Origin of the sequence: Rhodanobacter sp. Root179 (assembly GCF_001428465.1) — a bacterium.
Taxonomy (GTDB): domain Bacteria; phylum Pseudomonadota; class Gammaproteobacteria; order Xanthomonadales; family Rhodanobacteraceae; genus Rhodanobacter.
This window is the reverse complement of record NZ_LMHR01000048.1, coordinates 17,126-32,913: the sequence shown is the minus strand read 5'-3', so window position 1 is coordinate 32,913 and position 15,788 is coordinate 17,126. Positions and strand designations below refer to the sequence as shown.

15 protein-coding genes are annotated in these 15,788 nt (G+C 68.9%); 6 read left to right on the top strand and 9 right to left on the bottom strand.

Going from position 1 to position 15,788, the window contains the following annotated elements; all coding sequences use genetic code 11:
* Positions 1–132 precede the first annotated feature (132 nt).
* Positions 133–945 carry a co-chaperone DjlA gene (djlA, locus tag ASD82_RS03285; RefSeq protein ID WP_056715359.1) on the bottom strand — a complete coding sequence of 271 codons (813 nt, stop codon included), beginning with the start codon at positions 943–945 and terminating at the stop codon, positions 133–135.
* On the bottom strand, positions 942–1,268 hold the full coding sequence (locus tag ASD82_RS03280) for a c-type cytochrome (RefSeq protein ID WP_056715356.1): 327 nt from the start codon (positions 1,266–1,268) through the stop codon (positions 942–944). Before ASD82_RS03280 ends, djlA begins: the two co-directional genes overlap by 4 nt.
* A gap of 124 nt (positions 1,269–1,392) precedes the next feature.
* On the opposite strand from ASD82_RS03280, the gene ASD82_RS03275 reads away from it, so the two are divergent.
* Genes ASD82_RS03275 through ASD82_RS03265 form a run of 3 tightly spaced genes read left to right on the top strand, consistent with a single transcriptional unit; the run spans position 1,393 to position 3,182 of the window.
* A complete protein-coding gene (locus ASD82_RS03275; RefSeq protein WP_056715364.1) occupies positions 1,393–2,289 on the top strand; it encodes a phosphoribosylaminoimidazolesuccinocarboxamide synthase in 897 nt (298 codons plus the stop codon).
* A gap of 21 nt (positions 2,290–2,310) precedes the next feature.
* Positions 2,311–2,781, top strand: a complete 471-nt coding sequence (locus ASD82_RS03270) for an Mpo1-like protein (RefSeq protein WP_056715352.1) — start codon at positions 2,311–2,313, stop codon at positions 2,779–2,781.
* Positions 2,778–3,182, top strand: coding sequence for a hypothetical protein (locus ASD82_RS03265; RefSeq protein WP_056715349.1), 405 nt, complete (start codon positions 2,778–2,780; stop codon positions 3,180–3,182). The genes ASD82_RS03270 and ASD82_RS03265 overlap by 4 nt, the downstream gene beginning before the upstream one ends.
* A gap of 39 nt (positions 3,183–3,221) precedes the next feature.
* Here ASD82_RS03265 and ASD82_RS03260 read toward each other — a convergent pair whose 3' ends face one another.
* From ASD82_RS03260 to ASD82_RS03230, 7 genes are all read right to left on the bottom strand, one after another.
* The gene (locus ASD82_RS03260; protein ID WP_056715346.1) at positions 3,222–3,650 is read right to left on the bottom strand and encodes a hypothetical protein; all 429 of its coding nucleotides are present in this window, start codon (positions 3,648–3,650) and stop codon (positions 3,222–3,224) included.
* A gap of 118 nt (positions 3,651–3,768) precedes the next feature.
* Positions 3,769–6,837: an error-prone DNA polymerase gene (locus ASD82_RS03255; RefSeq protein ID WP_056715345.1), complete on the bottom strand. Its 3,069-nt coding sequence runs from the start codon at positions 6,835–6,837 to the stop codon at positions 3,769–3,771.
* Positions 6,834–8,234, bottom strand: a complete 1,401-nt coding sequence (locus ASD82_RS03250; protein WP_056715342.1) for a DNA polymerase Y family protein — start codon at positions 8,232–8,234, stop codon at positions 6,834–6,836. Before ASD82_RS03250 ends, ASD82_RS03255 begins: the two co-directional genes overlap by 4 nt.
* 12 nt (positions 8,235–8,246) lie before the next feature.
* A complete protein-coding gene (gene imuA, locus ASD82_RS03245) occupies positions 8,247–8,870 on the bottom strand; it encodes a translesion DNA synthesis-associated protein ImuA (protein ID WP_056715339.1) in 624 nt (207 codons plus the stop codon).
* Positions 8,870–9,490 (bottom strand): transcriptional repressor LexA, encoded by a 621-nt coding sequence (gene lexA / locus ASD82_RS03240; RefSeq protein WP_056715361.1) that lies wholly within the window; start codon positions 9,488–9,490, stop codon positions 8,870–8,872. Before lexA ends, imuA begins: the two co-directional genes overlap by 1 nt.
* A gap of 250 nt (positions 9,491–9,740) precedes the next feature.
* Positions 9,741–11,873 carry a hypothetical protein gene (locus tag ASD82_RS03235; protein ID WP_056715337.1) on the bottom strand — a complete coding sequence of 711 codons (2,133 nt, stop codon included), beginning with the start codon at positions 11,871–11,873 and terminating at the stop codon, positions 9,741–9,743.
* 14 nt (positions 11,874–11,887) lie between these two features.
* Positions 11,888–13,225, bottom strand: a complete 1,338-nt coding sequence (locus ASD82_RS03230; protein ID WP_056715333.1) for an amino acid permease — start codon at positions 13,223–13,225, stop codon at positions 11,888–11,890.
* Positions 13,226–13,341: 116 nt separating this feature from the next.
* Here ASD82_RS03230 and ASD82_RS03225 point away from each other — a divergent pair, with 116 nt between their 5' ends.
* The 3 genes from ASD82_RS03225 (at position 13,342) to dinB (ending at position 15,784) form a co-directional block, all read left to right on the top strand.
* Positions 13,342–13,665, top strand: a complete 324-nt coding sequence (locus tag ASD82_RS03225; RefSeq protein ID WP_056715331.1) for a hypothetical protein — start codon at positions 13,342–13,344, stop codon at positions 13,663–13,665.
* Positions 13,666–13,751: 86 nt separating this feature from the next.
* Positions 13,752–14,654 (top strand): hypothetical protein, encoded by a 903-nt coding sequence (locus ASD82_RS03220; RefSeq protein ID WP_056715328.1) that lies wholly within the window; start codon positions 13,752–13,754, stop codon positions 14,652–14,654.
* A 56-nt stretch (positions 14,655–14,710) separates the two neighbouring features.
* The gene (gene dinB / locus ASD82_RS03215; protein WP_056715325.1) at positions 14,711–15,784 is read left to right on the top strand and encodes a DNA polymerase IV; all 1,074 of its coding nucleotides are present in this window, start codon (positions 14,711–14,713) and stop codon (positions 15,782–15,784) included.
* The last annotated feature ends 4 nt before the right edge of the window (positions 15,785–15,788 follow it).

Here is a 15,788-nt window from a genome sequence, read left to right as displayed (position 1 = left end):
TCGGGAATCGGGAATCGGGAATCGGGAATCGGGAATCGGGAATCGGGAATCGGGAATCGGGAAGATTATGAAGCCTCGTGCGACAAATGCCACCGCATGGCCGCTTCTACCATTCCCCATTCCCGGCTCTGATCACTTGAACCCGCGCTGCTCCTTGATCCGGTCGTACGCCGCATTGATCTCGCTGGCGCGCGATTCGGCGCGCTTGCGCATGTCTTCGGGCAGGTCGCCGAGGCGGTCGGGGTGGTGTTCGGAGATCAGCTTGCGGTAGGCGCGCTTGATCGCGCGTTCGTCGGCGTTGCGGTCGATGCCCAGCACCGCGTACGGGTCCGGCCCCTGCGGGGTGCGCTGCGGCGGCACGTAGCCACCGCCGCTGCCGTAATGCTGGTTGCCGCCGCGCGGACCACCGGGGCCGGCATTCCATGCGTAGCCCTTCATCGCCATCAGCGCCATCAGCTCCATGTCGCTGATGCGCAGGGCGAAGGCAAGCTGGCGCAGGATCGACATCTTCTCCGGCGGCGGATTGCCTTCGGCCAGCACCGTCTCGATCACCACGTCGAGCACGGGGAAGGCATGGTCGCGACGCAGGCCGACCCAGTTGCGCAGCTCGGCGATGGTGCGGGTGACGTCGAACTCCGGCTGCTTGCCCACGTTGAAACTGACTACCGCCTGCTTGCGCAGTTCGGCATCCAGGTTCATCCGCGTCATCAGCCGTTCGGCGATCGCGATCTCCTGCTCCGACACGCGGCCGTCGGATTTCGCCACCGCGCCCAGCAGGGTGAACAGCGGGCCCACGAAACCGCCGGCTTCCGGCGTGGCGTTCTTGCGCTGGCTGTAGCGCATGTTGTCGAAGATGAAACCGAGCACCGCGCCGGTGACCGCACCGGGCAGGTGGCCGATGATCAGTCCGAAGAACGCGAACCACAGCGTATAGGTGAAGCTCATGGCTGCCCTTGCGGTTGGGCTTGCGGTTGGGGAAGTTGCGCGCTGTACCAGCGCGCCAGCGCGTCGAGCTCGGCGTCGCTGACCGGGCCGATCGCGGCGCGCATCACCGGGATGCTGCGGCGGCCATCGCGGTACTGCTTCAGCGCGTCGCGCAGATAGTCCAGCCGCTGCCCGGCCAGGTTCGGCACGCCGGGCATGCTGGCGTGGCCGTCGGCACCGTGGCAGGCGGCACACAGACCGAGCCGGGCCGGGGCTGCCGGCGTGCCGGCATGGAGCGTGGGGGCGGCGAGCAGGACCAGCACCGCGATCAATGGAATGCGCATCGGCAACACATGGGGCCAAAGGACGCCAATTCTAGCAGCGCCCCCGAAACCCCACAGCGCGTTACCGGCGACGGTGCCGCAACGGCTAGAATGGGCGCTTCCCCGCCATGTGGAACCCGCTGCCGTGCCCACCATCCTGCCGCAATCGAACCTTCCCGGACTCGAACTGATCCACCGCGGCAAGGTGCGGGATGTCTATGCGCTGGACGACGACCGCCTGCTGATGGTGGCCACCGATCGCCTGTCGGCATTCGACGTGGTGCTGCCCAACCCGATCCCGGGCAAGGGCGAAATGCTCACCCAGATGTCCAATTTCTGGTTCGGCAAGACCGCCCACCTGGTGCCGAACCACCTGCTCGACGTGCCGCTGGCCGACGTGTTGCCGCCGGGCACCGATCTCGCGCTGTACGAGAAGCGCGCGGTGGTGACGCGACGGCTGAAGCCGGTGCCGGTGGAATGCATCGCCCGTGGCTACCTGATCGGTTCCGGCTGGAAGGATTACCGGGCCACCGGCGCGCTGTGCGGCATCGCCCTGCCTGCCGGCCTGCAGCAGGCGCAGCAACTGCCCGAACCGATCTTCACGCCGTCGACCAAGGCCGCGGTGGGCGACCACGACGAGAACGTCAGCTTCGGCGCGGTGATCGATGCGGTCGGCAGCGAACTGGCCGGCCAGGTGCGCGACGCCACCCTGGCGATCTATCGCTGGGCAGCCGCCTATGCGGCCGAACGTGGCATCATCATCGCCGACACCAAGTTCGAGTTCGGCACCGATGCCAGCGGCAAGCTGTACGTGATGGACGAGATGCTGACGCCGGATTCCTCGCGCTTCTGGCCTGCCGACGAATACCGCGTGGGCATCAGTCCGCCCAGCTACGACAAGCAGTTCGTGCGCGACTGGCTGGAGACGCAGGACTGGAACAAGACCGCGCCCGGCCCGGTGATTCCGGACGACGTGATCGCCCGCACCGCCGCCAAATATGCCGAGGCCCTGCAGCGACTGGCAGGCATCCGGCTCGACTGAAACGTTCAACGGGGGAACGCCATGCGCACCATGCAGGACTGGCTCGACAGCTACAGCAGCGACCACCAGAACCCGACCAACCAGGTGTTCCACTGGTTCTGCGTGCCGCCGATCCTGTGGTCGGTGATCGCGCTGCTGTGGGCGATCCCGGTGCCGATCAGCCAGTTGCGTCCCGGCTCGTGGGCGGTGCTGGTGATGGTGCTGGCGTTCTACTGGTACTGGCGGCGCTCGCACCGGCTGGCGCTTGGCCTGCTGGTGGTGTTCGCCCTGTTCGGTCTGCTCACCAATTTCCTGTACTACCGGCTCGGCACCGCGCAGCTGTGCTACCTCGCGATCGGCGTGTTCGTGGTGGCCTGGATCGGCCAGTTCATCGGGCACAAATATGAAGGCCGCAAGCCCAGCTTCCTCACCGATCTGTCCTATCTGCTGGTCGGCCCGGCCTGGCTGATGGCCAAGCTGTTTCGCAAACTGGGGTTCAAGCAGATCACATGACGCTTCTTACGGTGATCAGCACCCTGCTGTGGTGGGTGCTCTACAGCAGCATGGCTGCGCTGGTGTTCGCCCTGATCGGCTGGTCGGTGATGCGCTGGACCGAACGCTGCGCGGTGGTGTTCAACCGCATCTACCTGGCCTGCCTGCTGTGGACGATGACCGGCCTGCTGCTGGTCGTCGGCGTGGCCGCCTATGAAGGCCACCTGCACCCGCCCTACGGCGCGCTGCTGAGTTCCGGCCTGCTGCGCTGGATGCTGGTGCTGGACATGCTGATCGGCACCGTCCTGCTGTGGCGGCTGGTGCCGCGCATCGACGCCCGCCGCATCCGCCCGGGCAGCGCCTGCATGGCGGTGGCCGCGATCATGGCGATCAGCTTCGGCGTGGCCACCAGCCTGGCCTGAAACACGGCGAAGGGGCGGGTGTCCCGCCCCTTCGATGCATCATCCGTGCGCCAGCATGCTGCCGAAGAACACTGCCATCAGCGCAGCGAAGATCATCGCCAGCACCAGGAAGATCACCAGGTAGATCACCTGCACCAGGCAGGCCTTGCCGAAGCCGATCTGGCTGCCGTTCTGCGACAGCAGCAAATAGTTCACCACGAAGGCGCCGACCAGGAATTGCACGATCAGCGACAGTAGCCCGCCGCCGCCACCGGAGCTGACCATGCCGATGATCACCATCGCCACGACGCCGGCGATCCAGCTCAACACCACCGCGCCCAGCGCACGCAGGTAGGACGGCATGACGCCGACCACCAGCCGGAAGGCGACGCTCAGCACCAGTGCCGCCACCAGGATGCCCACCACGATCATCACCAGCATGGCGAACAGGCCCATGCCGGCCAATGCAGCCAACGAAGAAGTACCCATAAATCCCCCGGATTGGAAAGAGAACCGCGTGACGGCATCCCCATGCCGGTCACGACGGTGACGCCAGCCTACCCGATTCCGCGGCGCCCGGCAGCGCACGGGTTACGCTCGCGGACATTCAATGGAAATCGCGCGAGCGACTGTCCAGCTCGCCCAGCCACGTGCTCATGTCGGTCAGCCGCCGGGCGATCAGGTGGGCCACGCCGTCGACGCATTCCCACTGCCCCTCCACGCCGAGCAGGCGCGCTTCCAGGTAGGCGCGGCGCTGCCGCTCGGCCACCTGGCTCCAGACCACCACGTTGATGGCGCCGTGTTCGTCTTCGATGGTGATGAAGGTGACTCCGCTGGCGGTCTGCGGGCGCTGGCGCTGGGTAACCAGGCCGGCGGCGCGCACCAGGCTCTGGTGCGGCCGGCCGCGCAGGCTGCGCGAGTCGGCGAAACGCGCCGCGCGCAGGCGCGAACGGATCAGTTGCAGCGGATGCGGGCCCAGGCTGAGGCCGGTGCGCGCGTAATCGGACTGCAGGTTTTCCGCGGTCGACGGCACCGGCAGCACGACGGCCACTTCCGCCGGACTGCCATGGCCGAACAACGGCAGTTGTGGCTCGACGCCGGCCACCGCCCACTTCGCCCGATGGCGATGGCCGGCCAGGCCGCGCAAGGCGCCCGCCTCGGCCAGCAACTCCTGCTGGCGCCGGTCGATGCCGGTGCGGGCGCACAGATCCGTCACGTCGACGAAGGCACGCGCGGCGCGCGCCGCCGAAATCCGCCCAGCCACGTCTTCGCGAAAACCGCGCACTTGCCGCAGACCCAGCCGCAGCGCCGGCTGATCGCGCCCGTCGTCCTCCAGCGTGCAGTCCCAGTCGCTGTGGCGCACGTCGACCGGACGCACCGTGATGCCGTGGCGCTGCGCGTCCTGCACGATCTGGCTGGGTCCGTAGAAACCCATCGGCTGCGCATTGAGCAGGGCGCAGGCGTACGCGGCCGGCTCGTGGCATTTCAGCCAGCAGCTGGCGTAGACGATGCCGGCGAAACTGGCCGCGTGGCTTTCGGGAAAACCGTAGCTGCCGAAGCCCTTGATCTGCTCGAACAACCGCGCCGCGAACTCGGCGGTGTAACCGCGTTCGAGCATGCCGCGCATGATCCGCTCGCGATGATGTTCCATGCCGCCATGGCGTTTCCACGCCGCCATCGCGCGGCGCAGCTGGTCGGCTTCGCCGGCCGTGTAGCCGGCCGCCACGATCGCCAGCTTCATCACCTGTTCCTGGAACAGCGGCACGCCCAGGGTGCGTTCGAACACCGCCTTCAGATCCTCCGACGGATAGTCCACCGGCTCCTCGCCGCGGCGGCGACGCAGGTACGGATGCACCATGTCGCCCTGGATCGGACCGGGCCGCACGATCGCCACCTGGATCACCAGGTCGTAGAAATTTTCCGGGCGATGCCGCGGCAGCATCGCCATCTGCGCGCGGCTTTCGATCTGGAACACGCCGACGGTGTCGGCGCGCTGGATCATCTCGTACGTTCGCGGGTCTTCGGCCGGCAACGTCGCCAGGCTGTAATCCTGGCCGCGATGGGCGCGCAGCAGATCCAGGCAGCGGCGCACGCAGCTGAGCATGCCCAGCGCCAGGCAATCGACCTTGAGCAGGCGCATCGTGTCCAGGTCGTCCTTGTCCCACTGGATGATGGTGCGATCGGCCATCGCCGCGTTTTCCACCGGCACCAGCTCGGCCAGCGGTGCGTCGCTGATCACGAAGCCGCCCACGTGCTGCGACAGGTGCCGCGGCATGTCGCGCAGCTCGGCGGTGAGTTTCAGCACCCGGCGCAGCACCGCGCCCTGCGGATCGAAACCGTGTTCGCGCAGGCGCTCGTCCAGCGATTGCTCACCGCGCCAGCCGAAAATGCTGCTCAGCTGATCCACCTGATCCGGCGGCAGACCCAGCGTCTTGGCCACGTCGCGCACCGCGCTGCGGCCGCGATAGCAGATCACCGTGGCCGCCAGCGCGGCCCGCTCGCGGCCGTACTTGGCGTAGATGTACTGGATCACTTCCTCGCGCCGCTCGTGCTCGAAATCCACGTCGATGTCGGGCGGCTCGTTGCGTTCCTTGCTGATGAAGCGTTCCACCAGCAGGTTCATCCGCGCCGGATCGACCTCGGTGACGCCGAGCGCGAAACACACGGCGGAGTTCGCCGCCGAGCCGCGGCCCTGGCAGAGAATCCCCTTGTCGCGGGCAAAACGCACGATGTCCTGCACGGTGAGGAAATAGGACTCGTACTGCAGCTCCTCGATCAGTCCAAGTTCGTGCTCGATCTGCGCGCGGACTTTCTCCGGCACGCCGCTCGGCCAGCGCCAGCGCATGCCTTCTTCAGTGAGGTGCCGCAGCCAGCTGGTCGCGCTGTGGCCTTCGGGCACCAGCTCGGCGGGATAGCGGTATGTCAGTTCGTCGAGGCGGAACATGCAGCGCGCGGCGATGGCGGTGCTTTCGTGCATCAGTGCGGCAGGGTAGATCGCCGCCAGTGCCTCGCGTCGGCGCAGGTGGCGCTCGCCGTTGCGGAAGATCAGCGCGCCGGCTTCGGCCAGCGGCACGCGATGGCGGATCGCGGTCAGCGTGTTCTGCAGTGCAAGCCGCCGACGCACGTGCATGTGCACGTCGCCGGCGGCGACCAGCGGCAGGCCGAGGCCGTGCCCGAGTCGCTGCAGGTCGCGCAGGCGTTGCGCGTCGTCGGGCCCGTGATGCAGCTCCACCGCCAGCCACGCCCGCTCGGCGAAAGTGTCACGCAGCCAGCGGCCGTGCGCGGGATCGGGCTCGCGCCCGGGCAGCCACAAGGCCAACGTGCCCGGCACGCCATCGGCGAGATCGGCGCAATGCAACCGGTACGTGCCCTTGGCCGAGGCGCGGCGGCCGCGGGTGATCAGTTTGCACAGCGCGGTATAGCCGGCCTTGTTCTCGCACAGCAGCACCAGTTTGGGGCCATCGTCGAGCTGGAATTCGGCGCCCACGATCAGTTTCGTGCCGGTGGCCCGCGAGGCCTCCAGCGCACGCACGATGCCGGCCAGCGAACATTCGTCGGTGATCGCCAGCGCCTCGTAGCCGCAGGCCCTGGCGCGCTCGAACAGTTCGCGCGCACTGGACGCGCCGCGGCCGAACGAGAAGTTCGACAGGCAATGCAGCTCGGCATACGCGTTCATGCGAACCAGCCGTGCAGCATCCAGCCGTCGCGCTCGCCCGGCGCGCAGAAGGCCCAACCGCGCTGGCCCTGCGCGGTTTCCACCACGTAGTAGTCGCGGCACACCTCGCCGCCATCCCACCAGCCGGTTTCCAGCCGCTCGGGGCCGGCCAGGATGTGCGGCGCGGCGCCGCGCAGGGGAATCGGCCGCTCGAACAGCCAGGTCGGTCGTGGCGAGGGTTCCCGCCAGCCGTCGTCGTGGGCCGTCACCTTCTGCGCCAGCTCGGGCCGCGGATCGGTGGTGCTGCCCAATTGATGCACGGCATGATCGCCCAGCCGCGCACGCAGGCGTTCGCGCAATTGTTCGATCGGCAACGCATTGGCGGGGCGCTCGTCGAACAGGTCGCGGCCGGCCGGCACGAACGCGGGCAGGTCGCGCGCGAGCAGTCGCATGGCGATGACCGGCTGCGGCAGTTGCACCTGCTCCAGCCGCGCGCGCGCCAGCTCGAACAGCATGCCGGCCTCGCGCTCGGGGGCGAGCAGGCCCACCTTCACCTCGGTGTGTCCCTCGCGATGCTCCAGCTGCAGCGTGAAACGCTGCACGCCGCCGTCGCGACCGGCCAGATAGGCGGACAGGTCGGCCGTCATGCGGCGCAATGGAAAGACCAGCGCGCCGATGACCTCGACTTCGTGCATCAGCTCGATGCGCAGGTCGAAGCGGTCGGGTGGCCGATACGCTTCCAGGCCGGCCGGCACCGCGCCGGTCAGGCGATCCAGCGCTAGCAACAACTCCGCGCCGAAACGCCGGCGCAGGCCGTCGCGCGGCAGCGCCAGCAACTGGCCCAGGCTGCGGATGCCCATGCCCGGCAAGGCCTCGGCCGTCGCCGCGGGCAGGTAGCTCTGCGACAGCGGGATGCGTTGCAGCGCGTGGCGCAGTTGCTCGTCGGTGAGCACCGCCTGGCCATCGGCGACGCCGGCCAGCACATGCGCCGCATGCGGCGTCGGTGCGGCGCTGATCCGGTGGTGGAAACCCAGCGCATCGAGATCGGCGCGCAGCAGGCTTTCCAGCCGCGGCCACGAGCCGAACAGGTTCAGGCTGCGGCTGACCTCCAGCACGATCGCCTGGGGCAGCAGGCTCACCTCGGCGCTGTAGCGATAGGCCACCGCGGCCAGGAACCGATGCCACTGATCGACCCGCTCAGGCTGGTACGGCAAGGCCTCGAATTGCGCCAGCAGCGCCTGCGCCGCGCTCAGTCGCTGGCCCACGCGCAGGCCGGCTTCGCGCGCGGCCGCGTTCGCCGCCACGATGCTGCGCGCATGTCCGGTGCCGGCCACCAACACGAGCGGGCCCGCGTCCGCACGACGACGGAGGACACCGTCCAGTGCCAGCTGCGGCAACGCTATGCAGGCCCACAACATGCGCGCCCGCCATCAATGCAGGGCGCGCGGCAGCGCCACCGGCTGGGCGGGCACCGCTCCGCCACGGCATTTGCGCACCCATACCCGCACCTGCGGCCGCGCTTCCAGCTCCAACCGCAACGCCGCCGGCGAGGCATTGGAGAGATGCCGCCGGTCGCGGAACGCGAACGCCAGCGCGCGGCCGCCGTCGGCGGCCACCTGCAGACGCCGCAACGCGCGATCGTCGGCCTGCCGTGGCCACGCCAGCACCGCGGCGCAACTGCCCGAGCGCAGGCATTGCTCCGTCGCCCACAACACGTCGGTCTCGGCTGCCGTGACGATCTCGATCCGGCGCATGTCCACGCCGTGCTGGCGCCAACCGGCCACGCAGGGCAGATACGGCGGCGCCACCAGCACCACCGGCCGCGCGCCCTGGGTGAGGCGCGCCAGCGTGGGCAGCACCAGTTGCAGTTCGCCCACGCCATCCAGCGGCAGCAGGATTTCCGACAGCGCCGCCGCCGGCCAGCCGCCGCTGGGCAGCACCGCATCCAGCGCGGCCCAGCCGGTGGGCTGCTCGCCGGCAGGCGGCGGCTCGGCCCGGCCGCGCCAGACCCGGCGCGCATCGAGCAGGTTCGACAGGGGCATCACGGCCGCCATCAGCCGCCCCTCAGCAGGCCGGCGAACAGGCCTTCGATGGCGAAGTCCTCGCTGGGGTCGGGATCGATCGGCTGGTAACCGGGACTGTTCGGCAGCAGCCGGATCACCTCGCCTTGCCAGTACAGCCGCTTGATCGTGAAGCGGTCGCCGCCGACGCGCGCCGCCACCACCTGGCCGTGCCGCGCCACCGGCGTGGCGTGCACGCCGACCAGGTCCTGGTCGAGGATGCCCTCATCGCGCATCGAGTCGCCGACCACCCGCACCAGGTAATCCGGCGTAAGCCGGAACAGCCAGCGCGACACCCGCAGGCTGCGCTCGATCCGCGACTCGGAGAACAATGGCTCGCCCGCGGCGATGCGGCCGACCAGCGGCAGCTCCAGGGTGTCCGCATCCAGCGCGTCGGGCGCCTCCACCAGGCGGATGCCGCGCGAACGGTTCGGCTCGATCGCCAGCCGGCCCTTGGCCTCCAGCGAACGCACGTGCTTGAGCACCGCGCTGACATGGGGCAGGCCCATCGCCTGGCCGATCTCCTCCAGCGTGGGCGCTTGGCCATCCCGCGCCACGCGGGCCCGGATGAATTCGAGGATGTTGGACTGGCGGCTGGTCAGGTGCAGGCTCATGGCCGCCATGTTTTCACCTTTTGTGGTGAAAATATAGTCTGGCGATGCATCGCCCGTTCGGCAAAGTGACATGCGAGCCGTTGCGGCAGCTCAGTTACGCCGCATTAACAAACCGTGTAGTACATTAAGCCCCATGTCGTGAGACATCCTTCCCGCTGCGTGGCGAGGCTCCCCTCCTCCTCCACGCGATCAAGACGGAACCCCCCGAAAACCCGCAGATCCCCCTCTGCGGGTTTTTTTTCGTCCATCGTCAACGCCCGCCTGATGGCTGCGCCTGTTCATTGGCCTGGCGCACGGCCCGCACAAAGCCGCCAAACGGAATGTCGGTGATGCCCACCAACCCGATGTGGCTGTTCTCGCCATCGAGCAGGCGGCCGGTCACCGGCTGGTCGGTGTATTCGAACCAGTGCACGCCGACGACCTGCGGATTCGCCGCGGCGGCCGCGAGGTACTTCGCATAGGCTTCGCCGCGCTGCGCCTCGTTCCCTACCGGCACCACGCCTGCGCCAAACGGGCCACGATCGTTCGAGCCGAAGTGGAATTCGCTGATCAGCACCGGCTTGTCCAGCGCCTGCATCCGGGCCATGTCGATGTGGTGCTGCGGCAGGTCGGCGTAGGCGTTGAAGCTGACCACGTCGCAATACTGCGCGCAGGCCGCGACGGCTTCGGGCGTGTACACCGCGAACCGGCCGCCGAGGAACAGATGGTGCGGATCGTGGCGGCGGATCGCTGCGGCCACGATGCGAAAGTAGGCGTCGGCGTAATGACTCAACCACGCGCTGTAGTCGCGGGCAATCGCCGGATGCGCCTCGTCCGGTGCGGGCGCGACGTAGCCGGTGGCGTCCAGCGCTTTCCACGAGTCCAGTGGAATGCCCCACGCGGCGGCCAGCGCCCGCGGCGTCGCGTACTGCTTGCGCAACATCGCGATGAAGCCCTGCTTGGCCGGGCTTGCCGCCTCGCCCGCCAGGGTGCCCAGCGCCAGTCCCCAGCGACCTTGCGGTCCGATGCCGGCCCAGGCCAGCTCGTTGTCGGCGAAGTAGCCGAGCAGCCAGGGATCGTCGCGCACGTCGGCGCTGGCCTTCGCCACCGCCACCTCGGTGGCGGCGACGAAGCGGGGATCGAACGGGTCGGGCATGCGGCCCCAGTAATCGTAGCCGCTGGAAACATTCGCGTAGTCGCCGGCGATGTTGATCGAGCGCGTATACGGCAGCCGGTGGGCCTGGCCCAACGCGGGATCGCTCCAGTTGCCGATGGTATTGAAGCCCCATGCCTGCAACCGATCCAGCGTGCGCGTGCGCCATGCGGACAACCAGTCCGCACCATCGATGCGATACAGGTTGGCCGCGTGGAAGTCGAACCAGCGTCCGTGGTCATGGCCGATGCCGCTGCTGGCGGCCCGCCCCGGACGCCGGCTGTCGCCGCGCCCATGAAACGCGGCCCATGCGCCACGATCCGGCGGCAGCCCGGTGAACATGAACTCGCGCCCCTCGACACGAGTGCGCTGGTCCCCGACGTTGACCGCATTGACGCCCAGCGAAAAGAACGGGTGGCCTTCGGGCGTCACCAGCTGCCAGCGCCCCGCCTGCCTTTGCGCGTGGAACCAGCCGGTCTTGCGCAGCTTTTGGCCGTCCAGACGTCCGCCATGAGCGTCGACGCCGGCGGGCTTCGCGGCCTCCGGAGCGGCCATGACCGCCGCGCGCAGCGCGGCATCGGAATCGATCTTCTCCGGCCAGCGGCCGCGCGTGGATTGTCCGTAGCGATCGACGATACCGGCATAGGCTTCGTGCAGCATGGCCTCGCCCGCCGTGGTCGACAGCTTGCCGAACAGCAGGGTCTGCACCGCTTGCGGCCCCGGGATGCCCAGGCGAATCGCGCGCACGTGGTGTCGCTCCAGCGTGCCTTGCACGGTGGTCGCCAGCAGGATCGACCGGCCGCGCAGCCCGAACGGCATCGGCGGCCCCACCTGCATGCCCTGTTCGCGTGGCGAGGTGGCGCGCAGCGGAACCACCAGCGTCTGCGCCGGCCCGGCCGGCACGCCCACGCGCGCCTGCAGACGCTGCGACCCGGCACCATCGATCTCGATGTCCAGCGTCACCGCCCACGGCATCGCGTTCTGCACCCGCACATGCAGCTCGCCCTCGCCCGACCAGTCCCACGCATCGCCCGCCGGCGTCATCACGATCGACGGATGCGCCGCCGGCTGGAACGCGTAGCGCTGCTGCGCCACGCCGTCAGCCGCGTGTTCCACCGCGCCGACACGGCGCACCTGGTCGAGACTGACCCGTGCACCGGCACCGGCCAGATCGGGCAGCTCCGATGCAGCGGCGTGGCAGGGCTGCAGGCCGCAAAAACAACACAAGGCGAGCCAGCCGCGCCATGTCATCGCGCGTGCCCGTGCTACCCGACGGGATGCCGGCGGACCCAGTGCTGCCAGCCGTAATACACCGGCACGCCCAGCGCGATGATCAGCAGGCTCATGCCGGCGTCGCCCGGGGCATGGATCGCGCTGGCCACGATCACGCCGAACACGGTGATCACGAAGATCAGCGGCAGCAGCGGATAGAACGGCACCCGATACGGCGCCGGCTGGTCGATGAAGTGCTTGCGATACCAGAACAGGGTGCCGATGCCGAACACGTGGCCGAGCCACTCGCCCACCGTGGTGTAGTTGAGCAACTGGTTGAAGCTGCCCGAATAGGTGAGCACGGCCGCCCAGCCGCCCAGCAGGGCCAGCGCGATCTGCGGCGCGCGGGTGCGCGCATCGACGCGTCCGGCGGCACGGAAGAACACGCCGTCGGCGCCCATCGTCTGCAGCACCCGCGCGCCACCGGCGATCGCGATGCTGCAATAGCCGAAGGTGGAACAGGCGATGCCCACGGCGATCACGGTGGCGCCAGCGTCGCCGAACAGGCCGCGCATCAGGTCGGCCGCCGGCGCCGTGCTGGCGGCAAGCCCGGCATGGCCCAGTCCGGCCAGGTAGGCGTAATTGACCAGCACGTAGCAGACCACCACGCCGACCATGCCCATGCCCAGTGCCCGCGGCAGGGTGCGCTGCGGATTGCGCACTTCGCCGGCGAGATCATTGAGATAGTGGAAGCCGCCATAGGTGAACAGCACCGGCAGCAGCGCGCCGGCAAACGCCCAGGACGACACCGGATGGAGCGTGTCCGTCGCCAGCACCGGCCCCGACTGGCCATGCGCCAGCACCAGGCCGGCGACCACCAGCAGCGTGACGGCGACCAGCTTCAGCACGGTGAAGATGTTCTGCATCCACGCGCCGGCGCGGATGCCGAACAGGTTGATGCCGACGATGAACACGATCGCGCCCACCGCCACCGGCTTCACGTAGACCTGCGAGGGCAGGCCCAGCGCCGTGCACAGGTAGTCGGCAAACATGGTCGCCACCGCGGCCACGCTGCCGGGGTAGTTGATCAGCGCCATGGTCCAGCCGAACAGGAAACCAGGCAGCAGACCGAACGCCTCGCGCAGGTAGACATAGATGCCGCCCGCCTGCGGGCGCCGCGCGCCCAGCTCGGCGTAGCACAGCACGCCGGCCAGCGTCAGCAGGCCGCCGATCACCCACAACACCAGTACCTCCGCCCCGGAGGAGGTGCTGCGTGCCACGGTGGCCGGGGTGAGGAAGATGCCTGCCCCGATCACGCCGCCGATGACGATCATCGCGGCGTCCCAGGTGTTCAGGCGACGGGCATAGGCATTGGCGGGTTCGGTCAGCATCTGCCTACCTTGCCATTGTCCGGGCGGTTTCAGCCAGTCCCATCGGCTGTCTGCTACGGTTCACGCACACGCGAGCGGGTTCCATCCATCGCCTGCCTTCCGGAAGACCGCAAACGATGAACAACCTTGGCCTGCTGCCGCTCTGCCTGGTCGCGCTTGTCCTGGCCAGCTACTACGGCTACCGCCGCTACCTCAAGGCGCGTGCACTGCTGCAGTCCTGGGCCGACGCAAACAGCTACCGGATCCTGCACGCGAAGCGCCGCCTGTTGATGCCCCTGGGCATGTTCTTCACCACGTCCAGATCCCAGGTGGTCTACCACGTGGCGGTCTACGACGACTCGCTCAAGCGCATCCGCTCGGGCTGGGTACGACTGGGCGCTTACTGGACGGGCGCGATGGATGGCGACGCCATCGAGGTGAGATGGGAACATGAGCACTGAAAGCTGGCCCGGCGCGTAGAGACTCGTCGGCGCGCCCACCCGATGGCCACGAAGAACCGTCCTGCACTCTCCCACGAGGTCCCCTCTTGTCCGTCACCGCCACTCGACTCGCCTTCGCCACCTCGGCCGAACTTCCCTCGATCCAGCCCGATGACGCCGGGCTCGCGCGCCTGCTGGAACAGCGCGGCATCACGCCGGTGTCCTGCGTGTGGAACGATCCGGCGGTCGACTGGGCGTCGTTCGACGCGGTGCTGATCCGCACCATCTGGGATTACTACAAGCACCACGCCGACTTCATCGCCTGGCTGGACCGGCTCGACCGGCTCGGCGTCGCCACCTTCAACGACAGTCGCGTGCTGCGCTGGAACAGCGACAAGCGCTACCTGCTCGAACTGGCGGCGCACGCCGTGGCGACCATCCCGACCCGGCTCGCTGCTGCCGGCGAACTTCCGCAGGTGCTGGCATCGATGCCGGGGCAACAGGTGGTGATCAAGCCGAGCATCAGCGGCGGCGCCTGGCACACGCTGCGCGGCCGGGTCGGCGATGCGGCGTTCGCCGACGACGTGGCGCGGCTGCCCTGCGGCATCGACTTCCTGGTGCAGCCGTTCGTGCCGGAGATCGTCAGCGCGGGCGAGTGGTCGCTGCTGTATTTCGGCGGCGAGTTCAGCCACGCGGTGATCAAGCGTCCGGCCGCCGGCGACTATCGGGTGCAGAGCGAATACGGCGGCAGCGTCGAAGCGGTCCGGCCCGACGCGGCCACCCTTGCCGCGGCCGCCGCGGCGCTGGCCGCCGTCGACACGCGAGGCCACGGCGAGCTGGCCTACGCCCGCGTCGACGGAGTGGTCAGCGCCGGACGGTTCCTGATCATGGAGCTGGAACTGATCGAGCCGTTCCTGTTCCTGGCCGGGCAGGCACACGCGGCCGAACGGCTGGCGCAGCACCTGGCGCAACGCCTGAACTTGCCGCCGGCGGCTGCGCAGCGGCACTGAAACGACGGCGCTGCGTACAATGGCCCACCCCGCATGCCGTGACGCCCGCCCCCCCGATGTCTTCGCCACGCAAGATCCTGCACGTCGACATGGACGCGTTCTACGCGTCGGTCGAGCAGCGCGACGATCCCTCGCTGCGCGGCAAGCCGGTGGCGGTGGCCTGGCGTGGCGCCCGCTCGGTGGTCTGCGCGGCCAGCTACGAGGCACGCGTGTTCGGCGTGCGCTCGGCGATGCCGGCAGTCAGCGCCGAACGCCTGTGCCCGCAGCTGGTCTTCGTGCCGCCGGACTTCGTGCGCTACAAGGCGGTGTCGCGGCAGATCCGCGAGATCTTCGCGCGGCACACCGACCTGATCGAACCGCTGTCGCTGGACGAGGCCTATCTCGACGTCACCGCAACGAAAACCGGCCTGCCCTCGGCCACCGCCACGGCGGAAGCGATCCGGGCGGCGATCCGCGAGGAGACGCAATTGACCGCCTCGGCCGGCGTGGCGCCGAACAAGTTCCTGGCCAAGATCGCCTCGGATTTCCGCAAGCCCGACGGCCTGTTCGTGGTGCGCCCGCACCAGGTCGAGGCCTTCCTCGCCCCGCTGAAAGTGGGCCGCCTGCCCGGCGTGGGCAAGGTGATGGAGGCGAAGCTGGCGGCGCTGCAGATCGTCACCGTGGCCGACCTGCGCACGCTGGCGCTGGCCGAGCTGGAACAGCGTTTCGGTCGCTGGGGCCGGCGCCTGCACGAGTTGTCGCTGGGCATCGACGAGCACCCGGTGCAGCCGGATCGTCCCACCTTGCAGATCTCCGCCGAAGACACCTTCGAGCACGACCTCACCCTGGACGATCTCGAACCGCACATCCGCCAGCTCGCCGCCAAGGCCTGGGCCGGCTACCAGCGCGAACGCGAGCGGGTGGCGCGCACCGTGGTGCTGAAACTGAAGACCTCCGACTTCCGCACCCTGACCCGCAGCCTCACGCCATCCACCCGACCGCTGTCCGCCGACGAACTGGGCGACATCGCCTGCGCCCTGCGCGAGCGGGTCGAACGCCCGGCCGACAGCCGCTACCGGCTGGTCGGCGTGGGCCTGTCCGGCTTCGTCGACCGCGACAGCTACCAGGCCCAGTCCGACCTGTTTGCCTGACCGC